The organism is Brevundimonas sp. LjRoot202 (assembly GCF_964253355.1).
Lineage (GTDB): Bacteria > Pseudomonadota > Alphaproteobacteria > Caulobacterales > Caulobacteraceae > Brevundimonas.
Genome location: NZ_CAXUQW020000011.1, coordinates 1 through 24,034, shown reverse-complemented (window position 1 = coordinate 24,034; position 24,034 = coordinate 1). Strand labels below are relative to the sequence as shown.

The 24,034-nt window shown below is 67.4% G+C and carries 15 protein-coding genes; 8 read left to right on the top strand and 7 right to left on the bottom strand.

The window, feature by feature from the left end:
* Positions 1 to 142: 142 nt before the first annotated feature.
* Both ACSQ1L_RS13655 and ACSQ1L_RS13650 read right to left on the bottom strand, forming a co-directional pair.
* Positions 143 to 1,603 carry a sigma-54-dependent transcriptional regulator gene (locus ACSQ1L_RS13655; RefSeq protein ID WP_435995507.1) on the bottom strand — a complete coding sequence of 487 codons (1,461 nt, stop codon included), beginning with the start codon at positions 1,601 to 1,603 and terminating at the stop codon, positions 143 to 145.
* A gap of 122 nt (positions 1,604 to 1,725) precedes the next feature.
* A complete protein-coding gene (locus tag ACSQ1L_RS13650) occupies positions 1,726 to 3,588 on the bottom strand; it encodes a DUF4153 domain-containing protein (protein ID WP_435995505.1) in 1,863 nt (620 codons plus the stop codon).
* A gap of 363 nt (positions 3,589 to 3,951) precedes the next feature.
* Between ACSQ1L_RS13650 and rplJ the strand changes: the two genes are divergently transcribed.
* From rplJ to ACSQ1L_RS13635, 3 genes are all read left to right on the top strand, one after another.
* Positions 3,952 to 4,467: a 50S ribosomal protein L10 gene (gene rplJ / locus ACSQ1L_RS13645; RefSeq protein ID WP_435995503.1), complete on the top strand. Its 516-nt coding sequence runs from the start codon at positions 3,952 to 3,954 to the stop codon at positions 4,465 to 4,467.
* A gap of 66 nt (positions 4,468 to 4,533) precedes the next feature.
* A complete protein-coding gene (rplL, locus tag ACSQ1L_RS13640) occupies positions 4,534 to 4,923 on the top strand; it encodes a 50S ribosomal protein L7/L12 (RefSeq protein ID WP_435995501.1) in 390 nt (129 codons plus the stop codon).
* A gap of 130 nt (positions 4,924 to 5,053) precedes the next feature.
* Complete coding sequence (locus ACSQ1L_RS13635) at positions 5,054 to 5,434, top strand: hypothetical protein (RefSeq protein ID WP_435995499.1); 381 nt, start codon at positions 5,054 to 5,056, stop codon at positions 5,432 to 5,434.
* A 7-nt stretch (positions 5,435 to 5,441) separates the two neighbouring features.
* On the opposite strand, the gene ACSQ1L_RS13630 is transcribed toward ACSQ1L_RS13635, so the two are convergent.
* The 3 genes from ACSQ1L_RS13630 to ACSQ1L_RS13620 form a co-directional block, all read right to left on the bottom strand.
* Positions 5,442 to 7,406, bottom strand: a complete 1,965-nt coding sequence (locus tag ACSQ1L_RS13630) for a M61 family metallopeptidase (RefSeq protein WP_435995497.1) — start codon at positions 7,404 to 7,406, stop codon at positions 5,442 to 5,444.
* Between the two features lie 17 nt (positions 7,407 to 7,423).
* On the bottom strand, positions 7,424 to 9,370 hold the full coding sequence (locus tag ACSQ1L_RS13625) for a M61 family metallopeptidase (RefSeq protein WP_435995534.1): 1,947 nt from the start codon (positions 9,368 to 9,370) through the stop codon (positions 7,424 to 7,426).
* Between the two features lie 108 nt (positions 9,371 to 9,478).
* Positions 9,479 to 9,985 carry an FKBP-type peptidyl-prolyl cis-trans isomerase gene (locus ACSQ1L_RS13620; protein ID WP_435995495.1) on the bottom strand — a complete coding sequence of 169 codons (507 nt, stop codon included), beginning with the start codon at positions 9,983 to 9,985 and terminating at the stop codon, positions 9,479 to 9,481.
* Positions 9,986 to 10,351: 366 nt separating this feature from the next.
* On the opposite strand from ACSQ1L_RS13620, the gene rpoB reads away from it, so the two are divergent.
* Both rpoB and rpoC read left to right on the top strand, forming a co-directional pair.
* Entirely contained in the window at positions 10,352 to 14,467 is a 4,116-nt protein-coding gene (gene rpoB, locus ACSQ1L_RS13615) for a DNA-directed RNA polymerase subunit beta (RefSeq protein WP_435995493.1), read from the top strand.
* A 95-nt stretch (positions 14,468 to 14,562) separates the two neighbouring features.
* On the top strand, positions 14,563 to 18,759 hold the full coding sequence (gene rpoC, locus ACSQ1L_RS13610) for a DNA-directed RNA polymerase subunit beta' (RefSeq protein WP_435995491.1): 4,197 nt from the start codon (positions 14,563 to 14,565) through the stop codon (positions 18,757 to 18,759).
* Positions 18,760 to 18,878: 119 nt separating this feature from the next.
* Here the strand turns inward: rpoC and ACSQ1L_RS13605 are convergent, their stop codons facing one another.
* Both ACSQ1L_RS13605 and ACSQ1L_RS13600 read right to left on the bottom strand, forming a co-directional pair.
* Positions 18,879 to 19,598, bottom strand: coding sequence for a hypothetical protein (locus ACSQ1L_RS13605; RefSeq protein WP_435995489.1), 720 nt, complete (start codon positions 19,596 to 19,598; stop codon positions 18,879 to 18,881).
* A gap of 67 nt (positions 19,599 to 19,665) precedes the next feature.
* Positions 19,666 to 20,451: a hypothetical protein gene (locus ACSQ1L_RS13600; RefSeq protein ID WP_435995487.1), complete on the bottom strand. Its 786-nt coding sequence runs from the start codon at positions 20,449 to 20,451 to the stop codon at positions 19,666 to 19,668.
* Between the two features lie 350 nt (positions 20,452 to 20,801).
* Between ACSQ1L_RS13600 and rpsL the strand changes: the two genes are divergently transcribed.
* From rpsL to fusA, 3 genes are all read left to right on the top strand, one after another.
* Complete coding sequence (gene rpsL / locus ACSQ1L_RS13595) at positions 20,802 to 21,173, top strand: 30S ribosomal protein S12 (RefSeq protein ID WP_056453566.1); 372 nt, start codon at positions 20,802 to 20,804, stop codon at positions 21,171 to 21,173.
* Between the two features lie 69 nt (positions 21,174 to 21,242).
* Positions 21,243 to 21,716 (top strand): 30S ribosomal protein S7, encoded by a 474-nt coding sequence (rpsG, locus tag ACSQ1L_RS13590; protein WP_183254056.1) that lies wholly within the window; start codon positions 21,243 to 21,245, stop codon positions 21,714 to 21,716.
* Positions 21,717 to 21,865: 149 nt separating this feature from the next.
* Positions 21,866 to 23,947, top strand: a complete 2,082-nt coding sequence (gene fusA / locus ACSQ1L_RS13585) for an elongation factor G (RefSeq protein WP_435995485.1) — start codon at positions 21,866 to 21,868, stop codon at positions 23,945 to 23,947.
* Positions 23,948 to 24,034: the final 87 nt, after the last annotated feature.

The following is a 24,034-nucleotide window of genomic DNA, read 5'->3' as shown; positions in this document are numbered from 1 at the left end:
AACGTGGCGCGCCGATATGTCCGTCGTGTTTCAGGGACGAAACCGGCAGTTGCAGGCCCGATCCTGTCGCACGGCTTCGCCGTCGGCGTTCAGTGAACTTTCGTTCAGGTTGCGGGCTTTCCCGGGGCGTAGCCGGGCAGGCTCAGCCGGCTTCCTTCAGCGCACCCTCGAGACCCTGTTCGCGGACCTTGCGGTACAGGGTCGAGCGACCGATGCCGAGACGACGGGCGATCTCGGACATATGGCCGGCGTAGACCTCGATGGCGTGCTGGATCAGGTCGCGCTCGATCTCCTCCAGCGTGCGCAGGTGGCCGCGTTCGTCGAGGATGCGGATCGGCGTATCGGGCAGCGGCGGCAGGTCGAGGGCGTCCGCTCCATCGCCGCCGTCAAGGCTATCCGCCTCCGACGAAGCCGGGAGCAGCGGTGCGGCGAGGCCGGAGATGGCCGGGAAGTCGTGCGGCTGCAGGAAGGGCGAGTCGGACAGGACGATGGCCCGATAGATGGCGTTCTCGAGCTGGCGCACATTGCCGGGCCAGTCGAAGGCGGACAGCAGGGCGAGGGTCTCCGCCGCGCAGCCGGCGACCCGCTTGCCCTCCTCGACATTGAAGCGGGCGATGAAATGCTCGACCAAGGCCGGGATGTCCTCGCGCCGGTCGCGCAGCGCCGGCGCCTCGATCGGAAAGACGTTCAGGCGGTAGAACAGGTCCTCGCGGAAGCGACCCTCGCGCACCTGTCCCGCCAGATCCCGGTTGGTGGCGGAGACGATGCGGACGTCGACCTTGACCGAGCGCTTGGAGCCGACGGGATCGATCTCGCCCTCCTGCAGGGCCCGCAGCAGCTTGACCTGCATGTCGAGCGGCAGTTCGCCGATCTCGTCGAGGAACAGGGTGCCGCCGGAGGCCTCGGCGAACTTGCCCAGGTGCTTGTCGTGGGCGCCGGTGAAGCTGCCCTTCTCGTGGCCGAACAGGATCGACTCGACGAGGTTGGCGGGCAGGGCGCCGCAGTTGACCGCTACGAACGGCTTGCCGGCCCGGTCCGAGGCGCCGTGCAGGGCGCGGGCGATGACTTCCTTGCCGACGCCGCTTTCGCCCGTGACCAGCACGGGGATGCCCGACTTGGCGGCCCGCAGGCCCAGCGAGCGCACCATCCGCATGGGCGGGCTCTGCCCCACCAGATCATCGAACGAGGTGCGGCCGGCGACATGCTTCTTCAGCCGGCCGACCTCGGCCGTCAGCTGGGTCAGCTGCAGGGCGTTGCGGACCCCGACCAGCAGGCGCTCGGCCGAAACCGGCTTGACGAAGAAGTCCTGGGCGCCGGCCTGCATGGCCTTGACCACCGCATCGACCCCGCCCGAGGCGGTCAGCACGATCACCGGCGTGGCGACCCCGGCGGTGCGGATCTCGGCCAGGGCCTCCATGCCGCTCATGCCGGGCATCACCATATCCAGCAGGACCACGTCGGCCCCGCCGCCCTTGGTCAGCCGGTCGATGGCCTCGCCGCCGGATTCGGCGTGGACCACGGCGTAGCCCTCGCGCTCCAGCACCGCCTGCGCCAGCCGGCGCTGGGTGGGATCGTCGTCGACCACGAGTACGGTCCGGCTCATGTCAGCTCGCCCTTCATCATCACGTCAGGGCCGGTCCTCGTTACGGCGGGACTGGCTCATTCCGGGACGTTTTTACCCCGCACAAGGTGAAGATCGGGTTGTGCGGGGTGGTGAGCGGCGGGTTAACGGGGCGAGTTAGGGCGAGCCGTACAATCCCGCTCCATCTCCAAGTGGCTGACTTCTTCCACCTGCCGATCTCCCGGAATGATCAAGTCCGGCCAACGTGGAGGGACAAACCTGAGGGGCTGCTCACGCAGGATGTCACGAGCATCTTCCCTAGGCTGGCCGCGACACCAACCTGAACGGTAGCTGCCGCGCCGGGCCCAGCCGCTGGACTCGCTTTTCACCCAGAGCGCAACGCTGCGCTCGTCCGCGATCAGGACTTCGACGGCTCCATCCCCGTCAAGGTCGCGAACCGTTGCGACGCACTCCGCCGACGTGTCGCATCGTGCGCGCTCGTCGGTCGGCGGGACAGGACCGATGAAGTCCGGCGGAAGCACTGCCCCGGCGGGGAGCACCTCGAATTCGGGCGTGCGGCTGGGCGAACCGACGTCGGTATCGTCCCACCGGTCTTCGACGGCCTGGACGTTAAGGGCGCTGCGCGCGATCACCGGGTCGGGCGAGCGAGTCAGACGAGCCAGCGCCGCCTCACCCGCCTTGCCGCTCTCGAAGCGCAGGAAGCGGTAGTCGAACTGGTCCGGCTTGACCGCGCCACGCTCCAGCCGCGCGACCTGGTCGGCGACCGACAGACGTGCGGGATCGGCGATCGGGCTGAACAGGGCCAGGATGACCGCGATTTCCAGCACGGCGGTCCAGACGTTGGTGCGCTCCAGCGACCGCATCCACCCGGCGCCCTTGCGCCAGAACGGGCTGAGGGCGGCGAAGCCGTAGCCCCCCGCATAGGCGGCGCCGATCACGGCGCAGGCGAAGGCGATGATCCGATCTGGCGTCAGGCCGTGCTGGCCGATGCGCAGGGCCAGACCCCAGAAGGCGATCACCACCAGCGGGGTCAGCAGGACGGCGGCGACGCGAACCGTCCCGCGCAGGATCGCCGGCGGCAGGTTGTCGGCGCGCCCGTCCTGGTAGGCGGTGTTGATCAGGATGATCAGCGCGGCGGCCGCCGACAGCACCAGGGCGGTGGCGCTGCCCGTCTCCCACAGCCCCGCAAGACCGGTGAAGGGCAGGGCGGCGAGGAAGCCGGCGGCGAGCACGGTCATCAGCAGCAGCAGCCACGACAGCAGCATCAGCACCACGCTGCGGACGCCGCGGATCAGCCCGTCGCGCACGTCGGTCAGGTGCACAGCGGTCGCGAACACGACGGTGGTCACGGGAATGGAGAACCAGTCCTTCGCGATTAGGTCGCCGAGGAACTCCAGCCCGATGACGTTGAACAGGGCCGCGCCGAGGAACAGCAGCAGCCAGAAAGCGCCGGTGAAGCCGATCGACAGCGCCAGTTGCACCCCCGCCTTCCAAGCCGTGTCGAAATAGGTCGGGAAGGCCGCGATCCATTTCCGCTCCAGATCGGCGGGCAGGACCAGATGATGGCCGATGAACAGGGCGGTGGCCGCAAACAGGGGCATGGGCCACGGCAGGAAGGGCGGGCGGCTGCGTGGACCGTATTCGCTGATCGACTGGGCGGCCACGCCGTGCCAGCCCAACAGCGCGAGGAAGGCCGTGGCGACAGCAATCCAGCCCAACAGGACCGGCCAGCGCATCCGCCCGACGCCAGCCAGCAGCAGGACCGGGACCATGACGAGGATCATTGCCAAGGGGCCGAACACCTCCGGCTGCGTGGCCGGCCAGTGCACGTCCGTGGCGCAGTTTTCGGCGGTTTCGCAGACCCTTCCGAACATCGCGGCCGAACGATACAGCCACCACAGGGCGGCGCCCTGCGCCAGCCCGATGGCGAGCCGCGCCGTCACCAGCAACGGCGATCCGGTCCGGCCCAGACTGTCGCGCCCGGTCGCTTCAGTGGCATCCGTCATGGCGATCCTCCCCGATCAGGCGCATCTGACCCCGTTTCCGCCGCCCTGCCTAGGGTCGCCGCTTGAGTTCCCGCCGGTTCCGTGTATAGAGCGCGGCTTCTCCGTCGTAGCTTCGGCCGCGGCGGTCCTGTCCGAGAACTTCGGGGCGTGGGGGCCACCCGCGCCGTAAATGCCAGAGAGCCCTCTGGCGCCGTGGGGAGATGGGGATGCAGACGACGCCAGACGCTCCGGTATCCGGACGTCGGGGTTCGAGCTTCCTTCGGACAATACGACCGGCCTCAACGTCTCGCAGCGATGCGCGGCGCTTTGGCCAATCCGTCGTCGGGAATAAGCCCGGCGGCGAATACCAGACTGGAGACCGCAATGGACCGCGCACAAAAAGCCGAGTCGATCGAAACGCTGAAGGGCGTTTTCGCCGACGCGGGCGCCGTGGTCGTGACCCACAACCTGGGTCTGACCGTTGCGGACATGGAAGACCTGCGTGGACGCCTCCGCAAGGAAGGCGGCACGTTCAAGGTGGTCAAGAACCGCCTGGCGCTCAAGGCGCTCGAAGCCGACGAAGGCAGCGACTACCACGGCCTGTTCAAGGGTCCCGTGGGCATCGCCTATGCCGACGACGCGGTGACGGCCGCCAAGATCACCGCCGAATACGCCAAGGCCAACGACAAGTTCGTCGTCCTCGGCGGCTTCATGGGTGAGAAGGTTCTGGACGCGAAGGGCGTGGAGACTCTCTCCAAACTGCCTTCGCTGGATCAGATCCGCGCCTCGCTGCTCGGCCTGCTCAACGCTCCCGCGACCAAGATCGCCGGCGTCGTGCAAGCCCCGGCGGCCCAACTGGCCCGGGTGTTCAACGCCTACGCCACGAAGGACGCCGCGTAAGCGGACCCGCCTCTTTCATCTCTGCAAACTCTCTACTGAAACCCAATCCTCCGAAGGAAACACACCATGGCCGATCTCGCCAAAATCGTTGAAGACCTGTCGAAGCTGACCGTTCTGGAAGCCGCCGAACTGTCCAAGCTGCTGGAAGAAAAGTGGGGCGTCAGCGCCGCTGCTCCGGTGGCCATGGCCATGCCGGGCGCCGGCGGCGCCGGCGCCGCGCCGGCCGAAGCTGCTGAAGAGCAGACCGAGTTCACCGTCGTCCTGCTGGACGGTGGCGACAAGAAGATCAACGTCATCAAGGAAGTCCGCGGCGTCCGTTCGGACCTCGGCCTGAAGGAAGCCAAGGACCTGGTCGAAGGCGCTCCGCAGAACGTCGTCGAGAACGTCTCGAAGCAGAACGCCGACGAAGTCGCCAAGAAGCTGACGGAAGCCGGCGCCAAGGTGCAGATCAAGTAAGAAACGGATCGTCCCTCGGGACAGTCCTGAACGGGCCGGGGAGCGATCCCCGGCCCGTTTTCCTTGGGCGCGGCATGGACAGCCGCTGTCGGTTGTGGCCCCCTGACCGTACAGATGGGGAGGGGTTTCCATGAAGATGACCATTGCCGCAGCCGCGCTCGCCGCCAGCCTTGGCCTCGCCGGTTGCGATCAATTCGCCGCAGGCCGCGAACTGCCGCCGCCCCCCGGGCCGCCGGTCCCGCCGTCGCCGGACCTGCCCATGACCGCGGCCAAGGCCCGGCTGATCATGGGGACGCTGTCCAACACCTGCATGGAGCTGGCGACGCTCAAGTACGATATCCACGCCTGTGAGCTGAAGCAGGGGCGCCCGGCCGACGAGGTGGCGTTGCGCACGGAACTGCGCGACCTGCGCTGGAACCTCGACAAGCTGACCCACGATGAAGCTTCGGCCCAGTGCGCGGCCTTGACCACCGAACTCCGCAAGACGCCGAAGCCGCAGGTGTGCTGGTAGGGTCCTCCTACCGCCTCCGCGGTTCGAGAATATCGTCCAGACGGTCAGGCGTCCCTTCGACGCGCTCGAGACGCGGGTAGCGAAGGCCGTCGTGGTAGTCGAGGCTGACGGTGCGGAACTCGTCGCCGCGCTTGACCACCAGCACGATCGGATCGCTCGCGCCCTTCGCCGCGGTGACGGCGTCGCGGAGCGCCTCGGCCGAGGCCGTGCGGTCGCCCACGGCCACAAGCTCCCATCCGGCGCCGAGGCCCTGTTCGTAGGCGGGGCCGCCCCAGCGGACGCCGGTGATGCGGTTCCCCGAACCCAGGGTGAAGCCCAGCGAGTATTGGAAATTGTTGGCCCAGCCGCCCTGCACCCGCTTTTCGACCGGGGTCAGGCTGTCGACGTAGGTCAGGCGGTAGCCGCCGCGGGCGATGCCGTCCAGCGGCGCCCGGGCCTCCGGGCCGACGGCGTCCAGCCGGCTGCGCAGGAAGGTCGCCCAGTCGTGCGGATGGACCGCGTTCAGGTGCTCGACCACGTCTTCGAACGTATAGGGCCGGGCTTCCCAGACGCCGTCCTCGACCCCGTAGAAGGCCTTGGCGAAATCATCGAGGGATTTGCGATTGTTGGTCGCCTCGCGGATCAGGGTGTCGGCGTCCAGCCAGATCAGCAGCGCCTCGCGGTAATAGTCGCCGGTGCCGCGCATCCATGACGGCCACGGGTTGGAGGTGCGATAGCCCAGCAGGTTGTGGTTGGTGGTGTCCTGCAGCGCGCGCCACTGGCGGCCCGGCTGGTTCTCGTAGAAGGCGGCGATCTCGGCGATGACCGCCAGCTGCTCTTCCTTCGAGGCCAGACCCGAGCGGGCCGTCAGCACCTCGCCCCAGTATTCCGTCTGGCCCTCGTAGACCCACATCAGCGTGTTCTGGGTCGGAACGTTGAGGTTGGGCACGTATTCGTCGGACGGCCGCCGGAACTTGCCGTTCCAGCTGTGGGTGTACTCGTGCGGCAGCAGGGCCAGGGTGCCGAAATTCTTCTCGAAGCCCTCCGTGAAGAAGCCGGGCGACGCCGAATTCTCCGACGACCGGTGATGCTCGAGGCCGATGCCTCCCATCCGGTCGGTCAGGGCCAGCAGGAAGTCGTAGCGGTCGTAGTGCCGGGCTCCGTAGAGGTAGTCGGCCTGGTCGACGAGTGCGCGCAGCCTGGCGATCTGTTCGTCGGACGGGGCGAGGTTCTCGGGAGCGTCGGCGACGATGTTCAGGCGCACGGGTGAGCGGCCGCCCGGATCGAGGTCGATCTGGCGGTAGTGGGCGCCGGCGAACATCGGGCTGTCGGCGAGGTGCTCCAGCGAGATCGGGGCGAAGGTGATCGTGTCGCCCTCGCGGCCGGTCGCCTCCAGCGCCGAACCCTGCCGCCAGCCGGCCGGCAGCTTGACCGACGGCGCGAAGGTGATGCGGCTGTGGGCGTAGCCGGCGGGATAGAGCAGCGCCTTCTCCCACTGCAGATTGACCATCTCCGGGGTCATGACCACGCGCCAGACGGCGTTGCTCGGCTGGGTGAGCCATTCGAAAGCCACGTCGATCGAGGTCACGCCGGCCGGGATGTCGAGGTGGAAGGCGTGCGGATCGACCGTGTCGCGCACCCATTCGATCCGCTCCCCGGCGCCGGTGACCGTGAGGCCAGAGATCAGCTGGATCGGCCCGGTGTCGGCGTGGTTTCCGGGAATGAATTTGGGATATTGCAGCACCAGGGGACCGGCGCTGACCGGGACGGTCTGGCGCACCCGGATGATCTGGCGGTCGAGGTCGGTCAGGTCGGCCTCGATGGCGATGACGCCCGGATAGTCCCGATCCTGCGGCGCCGGGATCGGCGGCAGCGGATGCGGCAGGCTGGTCGGGGCGGGCAGGGGCGTTTGCGCCTGCGAGGCGGGGACCTGGGCCATGGCTGGAACCGCGGCGGAGGCGAGGAGCAGGGCGAGGGCGGCGGGCTTCAGCATCGGTTCGTTCCTCGCGATCAGCGGCGGCGCGGGGCGAGGATATCGCCCAGACGGTCGGGAGCGCCCTCGATCCGCTCGAGGTGGGGGTAGCGCAGGCCGTCGTGGTAGTCGAAGCGCACGGTGCGGAAGCGCTCGCCCTTCTTGAGCATCATTTCGATCGGCGTGGCGTTGCCCTTCGAGGCGGTGATGGCTTCGGAAATGGCGCCCGGGCTGGCGGTTCGGCCGTTGACCGCCACGATCTCCCAGCCCGAGGTCAGCCCCGCCTCGAACGCCGGCGAGCCCCAGCGGACCAGCGAAATGCGGTTGGCGTTGTCGGTGCGGATGCCCAGGGAATACTGGAAATCGTTGCGCCCGAATTCGGTGTAGAGCGCCTTCTGATAGGCGTTGGGCTCTTCCTTGAAGACGAGGCGGTAGCCGCCGCGCTCGATGCCGTCCAGCGGCATGGGAGCGTCGGCGCCGACGGCGTCCAGCCGCGTGCGCAGGAAGGTCGCCCAGTCGTTCGGCTGGACCTCGTTCAGCGTGCGAACGATGTCGTCGAAGGTGTAGGGGGCGGGGTCCCAGTTGCCGTCCTCGACGCCGAAGAAGGCCCTGGCGAAATCGTCCAGCGAGCGGCGGCCGCCCGACTGCTCGCGGATCCAGGTGTCGGCGTCGAGCCAGATCAGGGCGCCTTCCGAATAGTAGTCCTCGCTGCGCTGGAAGGTCCCCCAGGGCTGCGGTCGGCGCTGGGCGATGATCGGATCGTTGGTGGTGTCCTGCATGGCGCGCCACGCCCGGCCGGGGCTCAGCCCGTAGGTGGCGGCGGTCATGGCCAGCGAACCGAGCTCAAGCTCCTTGCTGAGCAGGCCGGCGCGGGTGGTCAGCACCTGGCCCCAGTACTGGGTCTGGCCCTCGTAGACCCACAGGAGGGAGTTCTGCAGCGGCTCGTTGAAGTTGGCCGTCAGCTGATCCGCGGGACGCCGCCACTTGCCGTTCCACGAGTGGGTATATTCGTGACCGAGCAGATCGCGGTCGCCGAGCGTGTCGTTGGAGGCGGTGAAGTATTTGGGGTCGACGCTGTTTTCGGACGAGCGGTGGTGCTCCAGCCCGATGCCGCCCAGCCGGTCGGTGACGGCGAGCAGGAAGTCGTAGTGGTTGAAATGCCGCGCGCCGAACAGGCGGTCGGCCTGGTCGACGAGGTTACGGTGCAGTTCGATATGCGCGTCGGTGGCGGCCAGCATGTCGGGGTCGTCGGCGACAATGTTCAGGCGCACCGGCGAACGGCCGCCCGGGTCGAGGTCGATCTGGCGATAGTGGGCCCCGGCGAACAGCGGGCTGTCGGCGAAATGCTCGAGGCTGATCGGCGCGAAGGTCGCCACGCCGTTCTCGAAGCTCTCGGTGTCCAGCGCCGTGCCGTACCGCCAGCCGGCAGGCAGGCGCAGGGTCGGGCGCATGGTGATGCCGCTGGTGTCGTAGCCGGCGGGATAGAGGACCGCCTTCTCCCACTGGATGTTCAGCATCTCGTCGGTGATGACGACGCGGCCCTGGCTGCCGTCGATGGGGGTCAGCCACTTGAAGGACACGTCGATCGAGGAGACGCCGGCGGGCACGTCGATCTGGAAGCCGTTGGTCTCGACCGTGTGGCGCACCCAACGCAGCGGCTGGCCGTTGGCGCTGAAGTGCAGGTCGGCGATGTCGTCCACGGGACCGACCGGGCCGTGGTTGCCCGGCAGCCACGACGGATAGAGCAGGATCATCGGCCCCGGGCCGGTGACCGGGACCGTCTGCTTCACCGATACGATGCGGCGGTCGAGGTCGGTGGCGTCCATCTCCAGCGAGATCACGCCGGGGTAGGGGGCGTCGCGGGGAGCCGGGATCGGCGCCAGGGCCCGGTCCAGCGCCGGCGTCCCCACCTGGGCCAGGGCCGGAGCGGACCCGAACAGCAGGGCGGCGGCGCAGGCGGAGGCGAGCAGGCGGGCGGAACGCATCATCGGAGGTTCTCGGTCAGTGAGGTTCAACGGCAAGCTAGAGCGCCGCGACGGATCGACGGATTAAATCCCTGTCATGTTCGCGGTTCCGGCCGGTCTGGCTCCGGGTCAGCCCGCCGGCTTCACCTCGAGCAGTTCGACCGTGAACAGCAGGGTCGAATTGGGCGGCAGTTCGTCGCCGCCGACCCAGCGGTCGCCGTAACCCAGCGAAGCGGGAATCACGAACTCGAACTTCTCGCCCTCGCGCATCAGGCCGACGCCCTCGGTCCAGCCCTTGATGACGCGGTTCAGCGGGAATTCGGCCGGCTCGTTGCGGACGTAGCTGCTGTCGAACTCCCGCCCGTCGACGAAGGTCCCGCGGTAGTGGACCTTGACCGTATCGGTCGAGGCCGGCTGGCGGCCGTCCGGATTGGCGCGGCCGACGCGGCGGTACTGCAGGCCGGAGGCGGTGGTGGTCCACCCGCCGCGCGCGGCGTTCCAGGTCAGATAGGCGGCGTTGCCGGCGTCCCAGTTGGCCTGGGTCGCCGGGCCCGAAAAGTCGTACGGGTTCGGCCCGGTCGAGGCGCAGGCCGAAAGGATGAGGGCGGCGGCCGCCGCGAGCGCGATGCGATTCATGCGGCGACGCTATTTTTCCTGTCGTTGCAAAGCAATGGGCAGCGCGGCGCGCGCGGGAGCCGGCGTATTCCGGCCACTTCCGAAAAAGGATGACGACGGTCTTTATTTCGCCGTCAAAGCGAGTATATCAGCGCGTTCCGCTAACTCCGTGAGAGATACGCGCGAAAGCGCCGAGGCCCGGTTTGTCGCCCTCCGACCGGTGCGAAGGCGCGCTCCTCCCCAAGGGAGCCTTACATTTCAGGTGTCCTGGGACCGCAAGGCCCGAGGGTGGACGCCGAAACCGATGGTCACGGGTCGCCGGATTGGCGGAGCCGTGGCTGCTGCATTGAGCGCGGGCTGCCCGGCCTCGCGCATTGGGAAGACAGAATGGCCAAGTCCAACGCCGAACTCGCCGTCAACGGTCAGTTCGCCACCGCCACCTCGTTCACCGGCAAGAAGCGCATCCGCCACTCCTTCGGGCGGATCCCCGAAGCGGTGCAGATGCCGAACCTGATCGAGGTTCAGCGCGCCTCCTACGAGCAGTTCCTGCAGCGCGAGGTCCGCTCGGGGCCGCGCAAGGACCAGGGCATCGAGGCGGTGTTCAAGTCGGTCTTCCCGATCAAGGACTTCAACGAGCGCGCCATCCTGGAATACGTCTCCTACGAGTTCGAGGACCCGAAGTACGACGTCGAGGAATGCATCCAGCGCGACATGACCTATGCCGCGCCGCTGAAGGTCAAGCTGCGCCTGATCGTCTTTGAATCGGACGAGGAGACCGGCGCGCGCTCGGTCAAGGACATCAAGGAGCAGGACGTCTACATGGGGGACATCCCCCTGATGACGGACAAGGGCACCTTCATCGTCAACGGGACCGAGCGGGTCATCGTCTCGCAGATGCACCGGTCGCCGGGCGTCTTCTTCGACCACGACAAGGGCAAGACGCACAGCTCGGGCAAGCTGCTGTTCGCCGCCCGCGTCATCCCCTACCGCGGTTCGTGGCTCGACTTCGAGTTCGACGCCAAGGACATCGTCTACGTCCGCATCGACCGCCGCCGGAAGCTGCCGGCCTCGACCTTCCTGATGGGTCTGGGCATGGACGGCGAGGAAATCCTCAAGACCTTCTACGAGACCGTGCCCTACGAGAAGCGCGGCGAAGGCTGGGTCACGCCCTATAAGGCCGAGCGCTGGCGCGGGGTGAAGCCGGAATTCGACCTGGTCGACGCCGACACCGGCGAGGTGATCGCCGCCGCCGGGACCAAGATCAGCGCCCGCCAGGCCAAGAAGCTGGGCGACACGACGACCTCGCTGTCGCTGGCCGCCGACGCTCTGCTGGGCAAGTATCTGGCCGCCGACGCCGTCAACTACGAGACCGGCGAGATCTACGCCGAGGCCGGCGACGAGCTGGACCAGCCCACCATCGAACTGCTGGAAAGCCACGGCTTCACCACCATCGACGTGCTGGACATCGACCACGTCACGGTCGGCGCCTACATGCGCAACACCCTGCGCATCGACAAGAACACCGGCCGCGAGGACGCGCTGTTCGACGTCTACCGCGTCATGCGTCCGGGCGAGCCGCCGACCCCGGAAGCCGCCGAGGCCATGTTCAACTCGCTGTTCTTCGACAGCGAGCGCTACGACCTGTCGGCCGTCGGCCGGGTCAAGATGAACATGCGTCTGGAGACTCCCGAGGTCTCGGACGAGATCCGCGTGCTGCGCAAGGATGACGTCCTGCGCGTGCTGCAGATCCTCGTCGGCCTGAAGGACGGCCAGGGCGAGATCGACGACATCGACAACCTGGGCAACCGCCGGGTCCGTTCGGTCGGCGAGCTGCTGGAGAACCAGTATCGCGTCGGCCTCCTGCGGATGGAGCGCGCCATCAAGGAGCGCATGTCCTCGGTCGATATCGACACGGTGATGCCGCACGACCTGATCAACGCCAAGCCGGCCGCCGCGGCCGTGCGCGAGTTCTTCGGCTCGTCGCAGCTGTCGCAGTTCATGGACCAGACCAACCCGCTGTCCGAGATCACCCACAAGCGCCGCCTTTCGGCGCTCGGCCCGGGCGGCCTGACGCGCGAGCGCGCCGGCTTCGAGGTCCGCGACGTCCACCCGACCCACTACGGCCGCATCTGCCCGATCGAGACGCCGGAAGGCCCGAACATCGGCCTGATCAACTCGCTGGCCACCCACGCGCGGGTCAACAAGTACGGCTTCATCGAAAGCCCCTACCGGCGCGTCAAGGACGGCAAGGCCACGGACGAGGTGGTCTACATCTCGGCCATGGAAGAGGCGAAATACACCATCGCCCAGGCCAACATCGAGCTGAAGAACGGCGAGATCGTCGAGGACCTGGTCCCCGGCCGGATCAACGGCGACTCCCAGCTGCTGATCAAGGCCGACGTGGACATGATGGACGTGTCGCCGAAACAGGTCGTTTCGGTCGCCGCCGCCCTGATCCCGTTCCTTGAGAACGACGACGCCAACCGCGCGCTGATGGGCGCCAACATGCAGCGTCAGGCCGTGCCGCTGGTGCAGTCGGACGCGCCGCTGGTCGGCACCGGCATGGAAGCGGTCGTGGCCGTGGACTCGGGCGCGGTCGTGGTCGCCAAGCGTGACGGCGTCGTCGAACAGATCGACGGCACCCGCATCGTCGTGCGCGCCACCAACGAGCAGGACGCCAGCCGTTCGGGTGTCGACATCTACCGCCTGTCGAAGTTCCAGCGTTCCAACCAGTCGACCTGCATCAACCAGCGCCCGATCGTGCGCGTGGGCGATGAGGTGAAGGCCGGCGACGTCATCGCCGACGGCCCGTCGACGGACCTGGGTGAACTGGCCCTGGGCCGCAACGCCCTCGTCGCCTTCATGCCGTGGAACGGCTACAACTTCGAAGACTCGATCCTGATCTCCGAGCGCATCGTGCGCGACGACGTCTTCACCTCGATCCACATCGAGGAGTTCGAGGTCATGGCCCGCGACACCAAGCTGGGCCCGGAAGAGATCACCCGCGACATCCCGAACGTCGGCGAGGAAGCCCTGCGCAACCTCGACGAGGCCGGCATCGTGGCGATCGGCGCCGAGGTTCAGCCGGGCGACATCCTGTGCGGCAAGGTCACGCCCAAGGGCGAGAGCCCGATGACGCCGGAAGAGAAGCTGCTGCGCGCCATCTTCGGCGAGAAGGCTTCGGACGTCCGCGACACCAGCCTGCGCCTGCCGCCCGGCGTCGCCGGCACCATCGTCGACGTGCGCGTGTTCAACCGCCACGGCGTCGACAAGGACGAACGCGCGGTCGCCATCGAGCGCGCCGAGATCGAACGCCTGGGCAAGGACCGGGACGATGAGCTCAAGATCCTGGAGCGCAACGTCTATGGCCGCCTGAAGCCGCTGATCCTCGACAAGAACGCCACCTCGGGTCCCAAGGGCCTGGGCCGCGGCAAGGTCACGGAAGACAAGCTCAACGAGCTGTCGCGCGGCCTGTGGTGGCAGATCGCCCTCGACGACGAGAAGGCGATGGGCGAGCTCGAGGCCATGAAGAAGCAGTTCGAGGACGCCCGCAAGGCGCTCGACCGCCGCTTCGAGGACAAGGTCGAGAAGCTGCAGCGCGGCGACGAACTGCCCCCGGGCGTGATGAAGATGGTCAAGGTCTTCGTGGCCGTGAAGCGCAAGCTTCAGCCCGGCGACAAGATGGCCGGCCGTCACGGCAACAAGGGCGTCATCTCCAAGATCCTTCCGATCGAGGACATGCCGCACCTGGAAGACGGCACCACCGTCGACCTGGTTCTGAACCCGCTGGGCGTGCCCTCGCGCATGAACATCGGCCAGATCTTCGAAACCCATCTGGGCTGGGCTGCGGCCGGTCTCGGCAAGCAGATCCAGGGCCTGCTGGAAGCCTGGCAACAGGGCGGACAGAAGAAGGCGCTGGTCGACCACCTGACCAGCATCTACGGCAAGGACACGCCGCTTCCGGAATCGGAGGAGGACCTGGTCGAGTTGGCCCGCAACCTGTCGAAGGGCGTGCCCTTCGCCACGCCGGTGTTCGATGGCGCGCACATCAACGACATCGAGGACCTGCTGGAGAAGGCGGGCCTGGATCGCACCGGTCAGTCGATCGTCTATGACGGCCAGACCGGCGAGCAGTTCAAGCGCCCGGTCACCGTCGGCTACATCTACATGCTGAAGCTGCACCACCTGGTGGACGACAAGATCCACGCCCGCTCGATCGGCCCGTACTCGCTGGTCACCCAGCAGCCGCTGGGCGGCAAGGCGCAGTTCGGCGGACAGCGCTTCGGCGAGATGGAGGTGTGGGCGCTGGAAGCCTACGGCGCGGCCTACACCCTGCAGGAGATGCTGACGGTGAAGTCCGACGACGTGGCCGGACGCACCAAGGTCTACGAGGCCATCGTCCGCGGCGACGACAGCTTCGAGGCGGGCATTCCCGAGAGCTTCAACGTGCTCGTCAAGGAAATGCGCTCGCTGGGCCTGAACGTGGAGCTGGAGAACAGCTGACCGACCGGATGATCCCTCCTCGCGCAAGCGGGGAGGGACGGTCTCTCGCTCTCTCCACATGAAATTACGCGGGAAGCCCCGCAGAAGGAATCAAGATGAACCAGGAAGTCCTGAACATCTTCAACCCGGTCCCGGTCACCCCGACCTTCGACCAGATCAAGATCGCCCTGGCTTCGCCGGAGAAGATCCGGTCGTGGTCGTTCGGCGAGATCAAGAAGCCGGAAACGATCAACTACCGCACGTTCAAGCCCGAGCGTGACGGCCTGTTCTGCGCCCGTATCTTTGGCCCGACCAAGGACTACGAATGCCTGTGCGGCAAGTACAAGCGCATGAAGTACAAGGGCATTATCTGCGAGAAGTGCGGCGTCGAGGTCACCCTCGCCCGCGTCCGGCGCGAGCGGATGGGCCATATCGAACTGGCCGCCCCGGTCGCCCACATCTGGTTCCTGAAGTCGCTGCCGTCGCGCATCTCGCTGATGCTGGACATGGCGCTGAAGGACGTCGAGCGCGTCCTGTATTTCGAGAACTACATCGTCACCGAGCCGGGCCTGACCCCGCTGAAGCAGAACCAGTTGCTGACGGAAGACGAGTTCTACCGCTACCAGGACGAGTTCGGCGATGACGGCTTCACCGCCGAGATCGGCGCCGAGGCCGTGCGCAATCTGCTGATCGGCATCGACCTGCACGCCGAAGCCGAGAAGCACCGCGGCGAACTGGCCGACAGCCCCTCGGAAATGAAGGCCAAGAAGGCCTCCAAGCGCCTGAAGCTGATCGAGGCCTTCCTTGAGAGCGGCAACAAGCCCGAGTGGATGATCCTGACGGTCGTGCCGGTGATCCCGCCGGAACTGCGCCCGCTGGTGCCGCTGGACGGCGGCCGCTTCGCCACGTCCGACCTGAACGACCTGTATCGCCGGGTCATCAACCGCAACAACCGCCTGAAGCGCCTGATCGAGCTGCGCGCGCCGGACATCATCATCCGCAACGAAAAGCGGATGCTGCAGGAGTCGGTCGACGCCCTGTTCGACAACGGCCGTCGCGGCCGCGTCATTACCGGCGCCAACAAGCGCCCGCTGAAGTCGCTCGCCGACATGCTGAAGGGCAAGCAGGGCCGCTTCCGCCAGAACCTTCTGGGCAAGCGCGTCGACTATTCGGGCCGTTCGGTCATCACCGTCGGTCCCGAGCTGAAGCTGCACGAGTGCGGCCTGCCCAAGAAGATGGCGCTGGAGCTGTTCAAGCCGTTCATCTACGCGCGCCTCGACGCCAAGGGCCTGTCCGGCACGGTCAAGCAGTCCAAGCGCATGGTCGAGCGCGAGCAGCCGCAGGTGTGGGATATCCTCGACGAGGTCATCCGTGAGCACCCGGTGCTGCTGAACCGCGCCCCGACCCTGCACCGTCTGGGCATCCAGGCGTTCGAGCCGAAGCTGATCGAGGGCAAGGCCATCCGCCTGCACCCGCTGGTCTGCACCGCCTTCAACGCCGACTTCGACGGCGACCAGATGGCCGTTCACGTTCCGCTGTCGCTTGAAGCGCAGCTGGAAGCGCGCGTCCTGATGATGTCGACCAACAACATCCTGTCGCCCGCCAACGGCAAGCCGATCATCGTGCCGTCGCAGGACATCGTGCTGGGCCTCTACTACCTCTCGCTGGTCAAGGAAGGCGAGAAGGGCGAGGGCAAGCTGTTCGCCAACATGGGCGAGATCGACGCGGCGCTCGACGCCGGCGTCGTGACCCTGCACACCAAGATCAAGGCCCGCTGGACCGAGATGAACGCCGCCGGCGAAGTCATCACCAAGGTCATCGACACGACCCCGGGCCGGATGAAGCTGGGCGCCCTGCTGCCGCACAACGCCAACATCGGCTACCGGCTGCTCGAGAAGAACCTGACCAAGAAGGAAATCGGCAACCTGATCGATCAGGTCTATCGCCACTGCGGTCAGAAGGCGACGGTCATCTTCGCCGACCAGATGATGCAGCTGGGCTTCCGCGAGGCCGCCAAGGCCGGCATTTCGTTCGGCAAGGACGACATCGTCATCCCGGCCGCCAAGGCCACCCTGGTCGCAGCCACCCGGACCCAGGTCGAGGAGTACGAGCAACAGTACGCCGACGGCCTGATCACCAAGGGCGAGAAGTACAACAAGGTCGTCGACGCCTGGGCCAAGGCCACGGACAAGATCGCCGATGCGATGATGGGCGAGATCGCCCAGCCGCGCGTGCTGGCCAAGGGCCAGAACCCGGACATCAACTCGGTGTTCATGATGGCCAACTCCGGCGCCCGCGGTTCGCAGGCCCAGATGAAGCAGCTGGGCGGCATGCGCGGCCTGATGGCCAAGCCCTCGGGCGAGATCATCGAGACGCCGATCATCTCGAACTTCAAGGAAGGCCTGACCGTCCTTGAGTACTTCAACTCCACCCACGGCGCCCGCAAGGGTCTGGCCGACACCGCGCTGAAGACCGCCAACTCCGGCTATCTGACGCGTCGTCTGGTCGACGTGGCGCAGGACTCGATCGTCACCGAGGACGATTGCGGCTCGACGCGGGGCATCACCCTGCGCGCCGTGGTCGAAGGCGGCGACGTGCTGGTCTCGCTGGGTCAGCGGGTGCTGGGCCGTTACGCGGCCGAGGACATCAAGGAGCCGGGCACCGATAACGTCCTGTTCCCCGCCGACACCTACCTGCAGGAAGAAGAGGTCGAGGTCATCGACGACGCCGGCGTCCAGTCGGTCAAGGTCCGCTCGGCCCTGACCTGCGAGGCGGAAGCCGGCATCTGCGCCTACTGCTACGGCCGTGACCTGGCCCGCGGGACCAACGTCAACATCGGCGAAGCGGTCGGCGTCATCGCCGCCCAGTCGATCGGCGAGCCCGGCACCCAGCTGACGATGCGGACCTTCCACATCGGCGGCACGGCCCAGGTGGCGGAGACCTCGTTCTACGAGGCGACCAACGCCGGTACGGCCAGGATCGCCGGACCGACCGTCAAGGCGGCCCACGGCGACCTGGTGGCCATGAGCCGCAACGTGACGATCACCATCGTGGTCGACGGCAAGGACCGCGAGACCCACAAGCTGCCCTACGGCGCCCGCCTGCGGGTCACCGAGGGCGCCGAGGTCAAGCGCAGCCAGCGTCTGGCCGAGTGGGACCCCTACACCTCGCCGATCCTGACCGAAGTGGGCGGCACCATCCGCTTCGAGGATCTGGTCGAGGGGCTGTCCGTCAAGGAAGAGACCGACGAGGCCACGGGCATCGCCCAGCGCGTCGTCTCCGACTGGCGCGCCAGCCCGCGCGGCGCGGACCTGCGTCCGGCCATGGGCGTCACCAAGGGCGACGAATACGCCAAGCTGGCCTCGGGCTCCGACGCCCGTTACCTGCTGCCGGTGGGCGCGGTTCTGTCCGTGAACAACGGCGACGTGGTCAAGCCGGGCGAGATCATCGCCCGCGTGCCGACCGAGGGAGCCAAGACCCGCGACATCACCGGCGGTCTGCCGCGGGTGGCCGAGCTGTTCGAGGCGCGTCGTCCCAAGGACTGCGCGGTCATCGCCGAGATGGACGGCCGCGTCGAGTTCGGGCGCGACTACAAGAACAAGCGCCGCATCAAGATCACGCCCGAGCCCAATGCGGACGGCGTGCAGGGCGATGCGGTCGAGTTCCTGATCCCCAAGGGCAAGCACATCTCCGTCCACGACGGCGATCTGATCAACAAGGGCGACTACATCATCGACGGCAATCCGGATCCGCACGACCTGCTGCGCATCCAGGGCGTCGAGGCGCTGGCCGAGTATCTGGTGAACGAAGTGCAGGAGGTCTACCGACTGCAGGGCGTGCCGATCAACGACAAGCACATCGAGGTGATCGTTCGCCAGATGCTGCAGAAGGTCGAGATCCTCGACTCGGGCGAGACCACCCTGATCCGTGGCGACACGGTCGAGGTGGCGGAAGCCGTGCTCGAGAACCAGAAGGTCGAGAAGCGTGGCGGCCGTCCGGCCACCACCCAGCCGGTCCTGCTGGGCATCACCAAGGCGTCGCTGCAGACCCGCAGCTTCATCTCGGCGGCGTCCTTCCAGGAGACCACCCGCGTCCTCACCGACGCTTCGGTCAACGGCAAGAAGGACACGCTGGAAGGCCTGAAGGAGAACGTCATCGTCGGCCGGCTGATCCCGGCGGGCACCGGCGCCTACCTGCGCTCGCTGCAGAAGGTGGCCAACGAGCGCGACGCCGAGCTGACCCAGGCCCGCGAAGAGGCCATCGAGCCGCTCCCGGCCGACCTGGCCCTGGAGCTGGAGAACAGCGAAGGCTGATCTCCGGGTTCGGACTGAACTGAAGAGGGCGGCTCCGGCGACGGGGCCGCCCTTTTCTTTTGGGCGCTACGCTCGCACCGCGGGCGCTCGCTGCTTGAGCGGGGCGGGGAGGGGGAGGGTCAGTCCTCTTCGGCCTCCCGGTTCCGGTCCCGCCGGGTGCGGATGTTGGTGGTGGAATCCGGTCGCAGCGACGGGTCGAGGTGGGCCCCGGCCACACCCATGCCGAAGTTCCCGCCCGGCCCTTCCTGCGGCCCCACGATGCCGATCCCGCCGCTCAGCGGGCGGCGGCGGGCCTCGTACTCGGCCAGGGCCCGCGCGCCCTCGCGGGCGAAGCGGGCGTCGCGCTCCGGATTGCCGGAGCCCTCGATCGGCGCGGCGGCGGCGGCGCGCTCTCCCAGCCGATCGTCGCAGACCGCGCGTTCGGCCGCGGTAAGCAGGCCGGAGCTGGCGCAGCCGACCGGGCTCGTCCGCAGACCCCGCCCGACCCGATCGCCCATCGTCTCGGGCCGCACCCGCCACGGCGCCGTACCGACATCGGCGGGCGGGGCAGGGGCCCCGGGCGCGGTGAGCCGGGGGGTGGGCTGGTCGTCGTCATCCTCAAGTCTGCGGAACGGATCGGCCTGCGCGCTCGGCGCGCCGGCGTCGGGCAGGGCTTGCGAAGGCGTATCAGGCCGGGCTGGCGGCGGCCGCACCCGCGCCACCTCGCCGGTCAGCAGGGGGCGGGGCTCTATCTCCACATAGATGGTCCGTTCGACCGGACCGGCCGGCGCATCCAGCCCGAACGAGCGAAGCCCGATCAGGCCCAGCACCAGCGCGTGAAGACCAAGCGACACGGCCACGATCGCCGGCCTGCGCCAGCGCTCGGCGCGCCGGGGCCATACCGGGTTCCACAGTCGGGCCGGGCGCTCAATCGTCATCGTCGCCCCTCAGGTTGGGCAGCCAACCCCGTGTTGATGAGAACAGGTCGACGTGGATCTCCAGTTCGCATTCCGCGATCGGCCCGGACTTGTCGCAGGGCGGATCGTCCGCATCGGACAGGGGCGCTCGTCGCGCCTCGTAGCGGGCGAGCGCCCGTGCGCCTTGACGGGCGAAGCGGGCGTCGCGGTCGGCATTGTCGGTCCCCGCGACCGGAGAGGCCAGCCTCGCCCGCTGCGCAAAGCGACTGTCACACAGGATACGGTCTTCGGGGGACAGCAGTCCGGGGCTTGCGCAGGTCACGGCGTTGACACGCGGGCCAGCGTCGAGCCGGTCGCCCGTCGCTCCAGGCCGCACTCGCCACGCCGCGGTGCCGACATCCGCCGGTGGGGAAGGAGCCCCGTAAGCGGTGGTCCGGGGGACTGGCGATCCGGACGGGTCGAGAGGGATCGCGGACCCCGTCGCACCGGCGGTCGGGCTTCGCCGCGTTCCGGCATCCGGGAGGGTGGGCGTCCAGTCGTTTGGCGCGGGGGTCTCGCGCGTTCGCGCCGCTTCGCCAGGGAGCAGGGGGCGCGGCTCGATCTCGGCATAGATAGTCGGCCACGGGAATATCGGATCGTCGATGACCCCCGTCTCGCCGTAGTATCGGAGGGGGGTGAAGGCCTTGAAGCCGATATAGCCCAGCACCACGGCGTGCAGGCCCAGCGACGCCGCCACGATCGCCGGCGTTCGCCAGCGTCCGGCTCCCGAAGGCGACACCCACGCCGGCCCGGCCATCGATCCTCCCTGCGTCCGCCGCCAGTGGAGGGTGTGAGCGTGGCCGTATTGCGGCCTGCGATTGCATGACCGCCCGGGCGGGCGCCCTTGACCCCAGGCTCCTCCCGGCGTAGAAGCCGCCCACTTTCGAGGCGGGCGCGTCAGCGTTCGTCGGGATCGTGACAATCGAACGACCGGGCTGTCGCCCGCCGGAACGCCCGAAGCGCGCGTTCCGGCTTTTCTGTTTGTCGCGCTTGCTGCTCGAAATCAAACCCGGGGCGGCGCATCGGCGTCGTCCGAAAAGAAGGCTCACCGGGGCGCTCCGGCCGAAAGGCACACGCCCCCATCGATTAGAAGAGAACGAGTACTCGATGCCGACTATCAACCAGCTGATCCGCAAGCCGCGCGCCCCCAAGCCGGTCCGCAACAAGGTCCCGGCCCTGAAGGGCTGCCCGCAGCGCCGCGGCGTCTGCACCCGCGTCTATACGACGACCCCGAAGAAGCCGAACTCCGCGCTCCGTAAGGTCGCCAAGGTGCGTCTGACCACAGGCATCGAAGCCGTGTGCTACATCCCCGGCGAGGGCCACAATCTGCAGGAGCACTCGGTGGTCCTGATCCGCGGCGGCCGCGTCAAGGACTTGCCCGGCGTTCGCTACCACATCCTGCGCGGCGTGCTCGACACCCAAGGCGTCAAGGACCGCAAGCAGCGCCGTTCGCACTACGGCGCCAAGCGTCCGAAGTAAGCGACCCCGCCACCCCAGATTTTCCCGGTTCCGCCGGGACTCCAGAGACTGCTTTAGAAGGCCAGGCCCATGTCACGTCGTCACCGCGCACAGAAGCGCGAAGTTCTGCCGGATCCCAAATTCAAGGATCTGACCGTCACCAAGTTCATGAACTACGTCATGTACGAGGGCAAAAAAGCCGTCGCCGAGAACATCGTCTACGGCGCGTTCGACATCCTGGCCGACAAGAAGAAGGACCAGGAGCCTGTCGCGACTTTCCACTCCGCGCTGGAAAACGTCGCTCCGGCGGTCGAAGTGCGTTCGCGCCGCGTCGGCGGGGCCACCTATCAGGTGCCGGTCGAGGTTCGCCCGGATCGCCGCAAGGCGCTGGCCATCCGCTGGCTGGTCAACGCCGCCCGCAAGCGTGGTGAGAACACCATGACGGAAAAGCTGGCCGCCGAGCTGCTGGACGCTTCGAACAACCGCGGCACCGCGGTCAAGAAGCGCGAAGACACCCACAAGATGGCCGAAGCCAACCGCGCCTTCAGCCACTACCGCTGGTAACGCCTTCAAGGAGCCTCCATCGGCTCCTATCTACCGACTATCCGGCGCGGGCGGTTTGAGCTAAATCGCCCGCGCCTGCTTATCCAGACAGACGAAGATCTCCCCGAGGGCGCGAAACGCGTCCTGAACTCACTTCAAGGCACGCTTTCATGGCCCGCACTCACAAGATCGAGGACTACCGCAACTTCGGCATCATGGCCCACATCGACGCGGGCAAGACGACGACGACCGAGCGGATTCTGTTCTACACCGGCAAGTCCCACAAGATCGGCGAGGTCCATGACGGCGCCGCCACCATGGACTGGATGGACCAGGAGCAGGAGCGCGGCATCACCATCACGTCCGCCGCGACGACCGCCTTCTGGAAAGAGAAGCGCCTCAACATCATCGACACCCCCGGCCACGTGGACTTCACCATCGAGGTCGAGCGCTCGCTGCGCGTGCTCGACGGCGCCGTGACGGTGCTGGACGGCAACGCCGGCGTGGAGCCCCAGACCGAGACCGTCTGGCGCCAGGCCGACAAATATTCGGTGCCGCGCATCGTCTTCGTCAACAAGATGGACAAGATCGGCGCCGACTTCGACGCTTCGGTCCAGTCGATCCGCGACCGCCTCGGCGCCAAGGCCGTGCCGATCCAGTTCCCGATCGGCTCCGAGAGCTCGCTGTCGGGCCTGGTCGACCTGGTCGCGATGAAGTCGGTGGTCTGGGACAACGACGCCCTCGGCGCCAACTTCACCGTCGGCGACATCCCGGCCGACCTGATGGACAAGGCCAATGAGGCCCGCCAGTACCTGATCGACAATGCGGTCGAGCTCGACGACGAGGCGATGGAAGCCTACCTCGACGGCCAGGAGCCGTCGGAAGAGACGCTGAAGAAGTGCATCCGCAAGGCCGTGCTCACCGGCGCCTTCTATCCGATCCTGTGCGGCTCGGCCTTCAAGAACAAGGGAGTCCAGACCCTGCTCGACGCCGTCGTCGACTACCTGCCGTCGCCGGTCGACATTCCGCCGACCCCGGGCCTCGACTACCGCACCGAAGAGCCGGTGGTCCGCAAGGCCTCCGACGACGAGCCCCTGTCGGTCCTCGCCTTCAAGATCATGGACGACCCGTTCGTCGGCTCGCTGACCTTCTGCCGCATCTATTCCGGCATCATGGAAACCGGCATGGGCCTGCTCAACTCGAGCCGCGACAAGAAGGAGCGCGTCGGCCGCATGCTGCTGATGCACTCCAACGACCGCCAGGACATCAAGGAAGCCTACGCCGGCGACATCGTCGCCCTGGCCGGCCTCAAGGACACCCGCACGGGCGACACCCTGTGCGATCCGATCAAGTCGCCGGTCATCCTCGAGAAGATGGAATTCCCGGCCCCGGTCATCGAGATCTCGGTCGAGCCCAAGACCAAGGCCGATCAGGAGAAGCTGGGCGTCGCCCTGGCCAAGCTGGCCTCGGAGGACCCGTCGTTCACCGTCTCGACCGACCACGAGTCCGGCCAGACCATCCTCAAGGGGATGGGCGAGCTGCACCTGGACATCAAGATCGACATCCTGCGCCGCACCTACAAGGTCGACGCCACCATCGGCGCGCCGCAGGTGGCCTACCGTGAATCGCTCGGCCGCAAGGTCGACATCGACTACACCCACAAGAAGCAGACCGGCGGCACGGGCCAGTTCGCCCGCGTCATGATCACCTTCGAACCGGGCGAGCCGGGTTCGGGCTTCGTGTTCGAGAGCTCGATCGTCGGCGGCGCCGTGCCCAAGGAATACATCCCGGGCGTCCAGAAGGGTCTCGAGTCCATCAAGGACAGCGGCCTGCTGGCCGGCTTCCCGCTGATCGACTTCAAGGCGACCCTGACGGACGGCAAATACCACGACGTCGACTCCAGCGTGCTGGCGTTCGAGATCGCGGCCCGCGCCGCCTTCCGCGAACTGAAGGAGAAGGGCGCGCCCAAGCTGCTCGAGCCGATCATGGCGGTCGAGGTCGTGACCCCCGAGGACTACCTCGGCTCGGTCATCGGCGACCTGAACGGCCGTCGCGGCATGATCCAGAGCCAGGACATGCGCGGCAACGCCACGGTGGTGAACGCCTTCGTGCCGCTGGCCAACATGTTCGGCTATGTGAACACGCTGCGCGGCATGTCGCAGGGCCGGGCGGTGTTCACCATGCAGTACGACCACTATGAGCCGGTGCCGCAACACGTCGCCGACGAAGTGATCAAGAAGTACAGCGCCTAACCCACCAATCCCGGCGGTTCTCCGGAGCCGCCGGACCCCTGAAAACCCAAGGACTAAGCCCCCTGTTCAGGGGACGGAGAGAAGAGA

What these genes read in the sequence shown, in the direction of transcription:
- ACSQ1L_RS13655 (WP_435995507.1), bottom strand. Translation starts at nt 1,603, where the DNA reads ATGAGCCGGACCGTACTCGTGGTCGACGACGATCCCACCCAGCGCCGG.
- ACSQ1L_RS13650 (WP_435995505.1), bottom strand. Translation starts at nt 3,588, where the DNA reads ATGACGGATGCCACTGAAGCGACCGGGCGCGACAGTCTGGGCCGGACC.
- rplJ (WP_435995503.1), top strand. Translation starts at nt 3,952, where the DNA reads ATGGACCGCGCACAAAAAGCCGAGTCGATCGAAACGCTGAAGGGCGTT.
- rplL (WP_435995501.1), top strand. Translation starts at nt 4,534, where the DNA reads ATGGCCGATCTCGCCAAAATCGTTGAAGACCTGTCGAAGCTGACCGTT.
- ACSQ1L_RS13635 (WP_435995499.1), top strand. Translation starts at nt 5,054, where the DNA reads ATGAAGATGACCATTGCCGCAGCCGCGCTCGCCGCCAGCCTTGGCCTC.
- ACSQ1L_RS13630 (WP_435995497.1), bottom strand. Translation starts at nt 7,406, where the DNA reads ATGCTGAAGCCCGCCGCCCTCGCCCTGCTCCTCGCCTCCGCCGCGGTT.
- ACSQ1L_RS13625 (WP_435995534.1), bottom strand. Translation starts at nt 9,370, where the DNA reads ATGCGTTCCGCCCGCCTGCTCGCCTCCGCCTGCGCCGCCGCCCTGCTG.
- ACSQ1L_RS13620 (WP_435995495.1), bottom strand. Translation starts at nt 9,985, where the DNA reads ATGAATCGCATCGCGCTCGCGGCGGCCGCCGCCCTCATCCTTTCGGCC.
- rpoB (WP_435995493.1), top strand. Translation starts at nt 10,352, where the DNA reads ATGGCCAAGTCCAACGCCGAACTCGCCGTCAACGGTCAGTTCGCCACC.
- rpoC (WP_435995491.1), top strand. Translation starts at nt 14,563, where the DNA reads ATGAACCAGGAAGTCCTGAACATCTTCAACCCGGTCCCGGTCACCCCG.
- ACSQ1L_RS13600 (WP_435995487.1), bottom strand. Translation starts at nt 20,451, where the DNA reads ATGGCCGGGCCGGCGTGGGTGTCGCCTTCGGGAGCCGGACGCTGGCGA.
- rpsL (WP_056453566.1), top strand. Translation starts at nt 20,802, where the DNA reads ATGCCGACTATCAACCAGCTGATCCGCAAGCCGCGCGCCCCCAAGCCG.
- rpsG (WP_183254056.1), top strand. Translation starts at nt 21,243, where the DNA reads ATGTCACGTCGTCACCGCGCACAGAAGCGCGAAGTTCTGCCGGATCCC.
- fusA (WP_435995485.1), top strand. Translation starts at nt 21,866, where the DNA reads ATGGCCCGCACTCACAAGATCGAGGACTACCGCAACTTCGGCATCATG.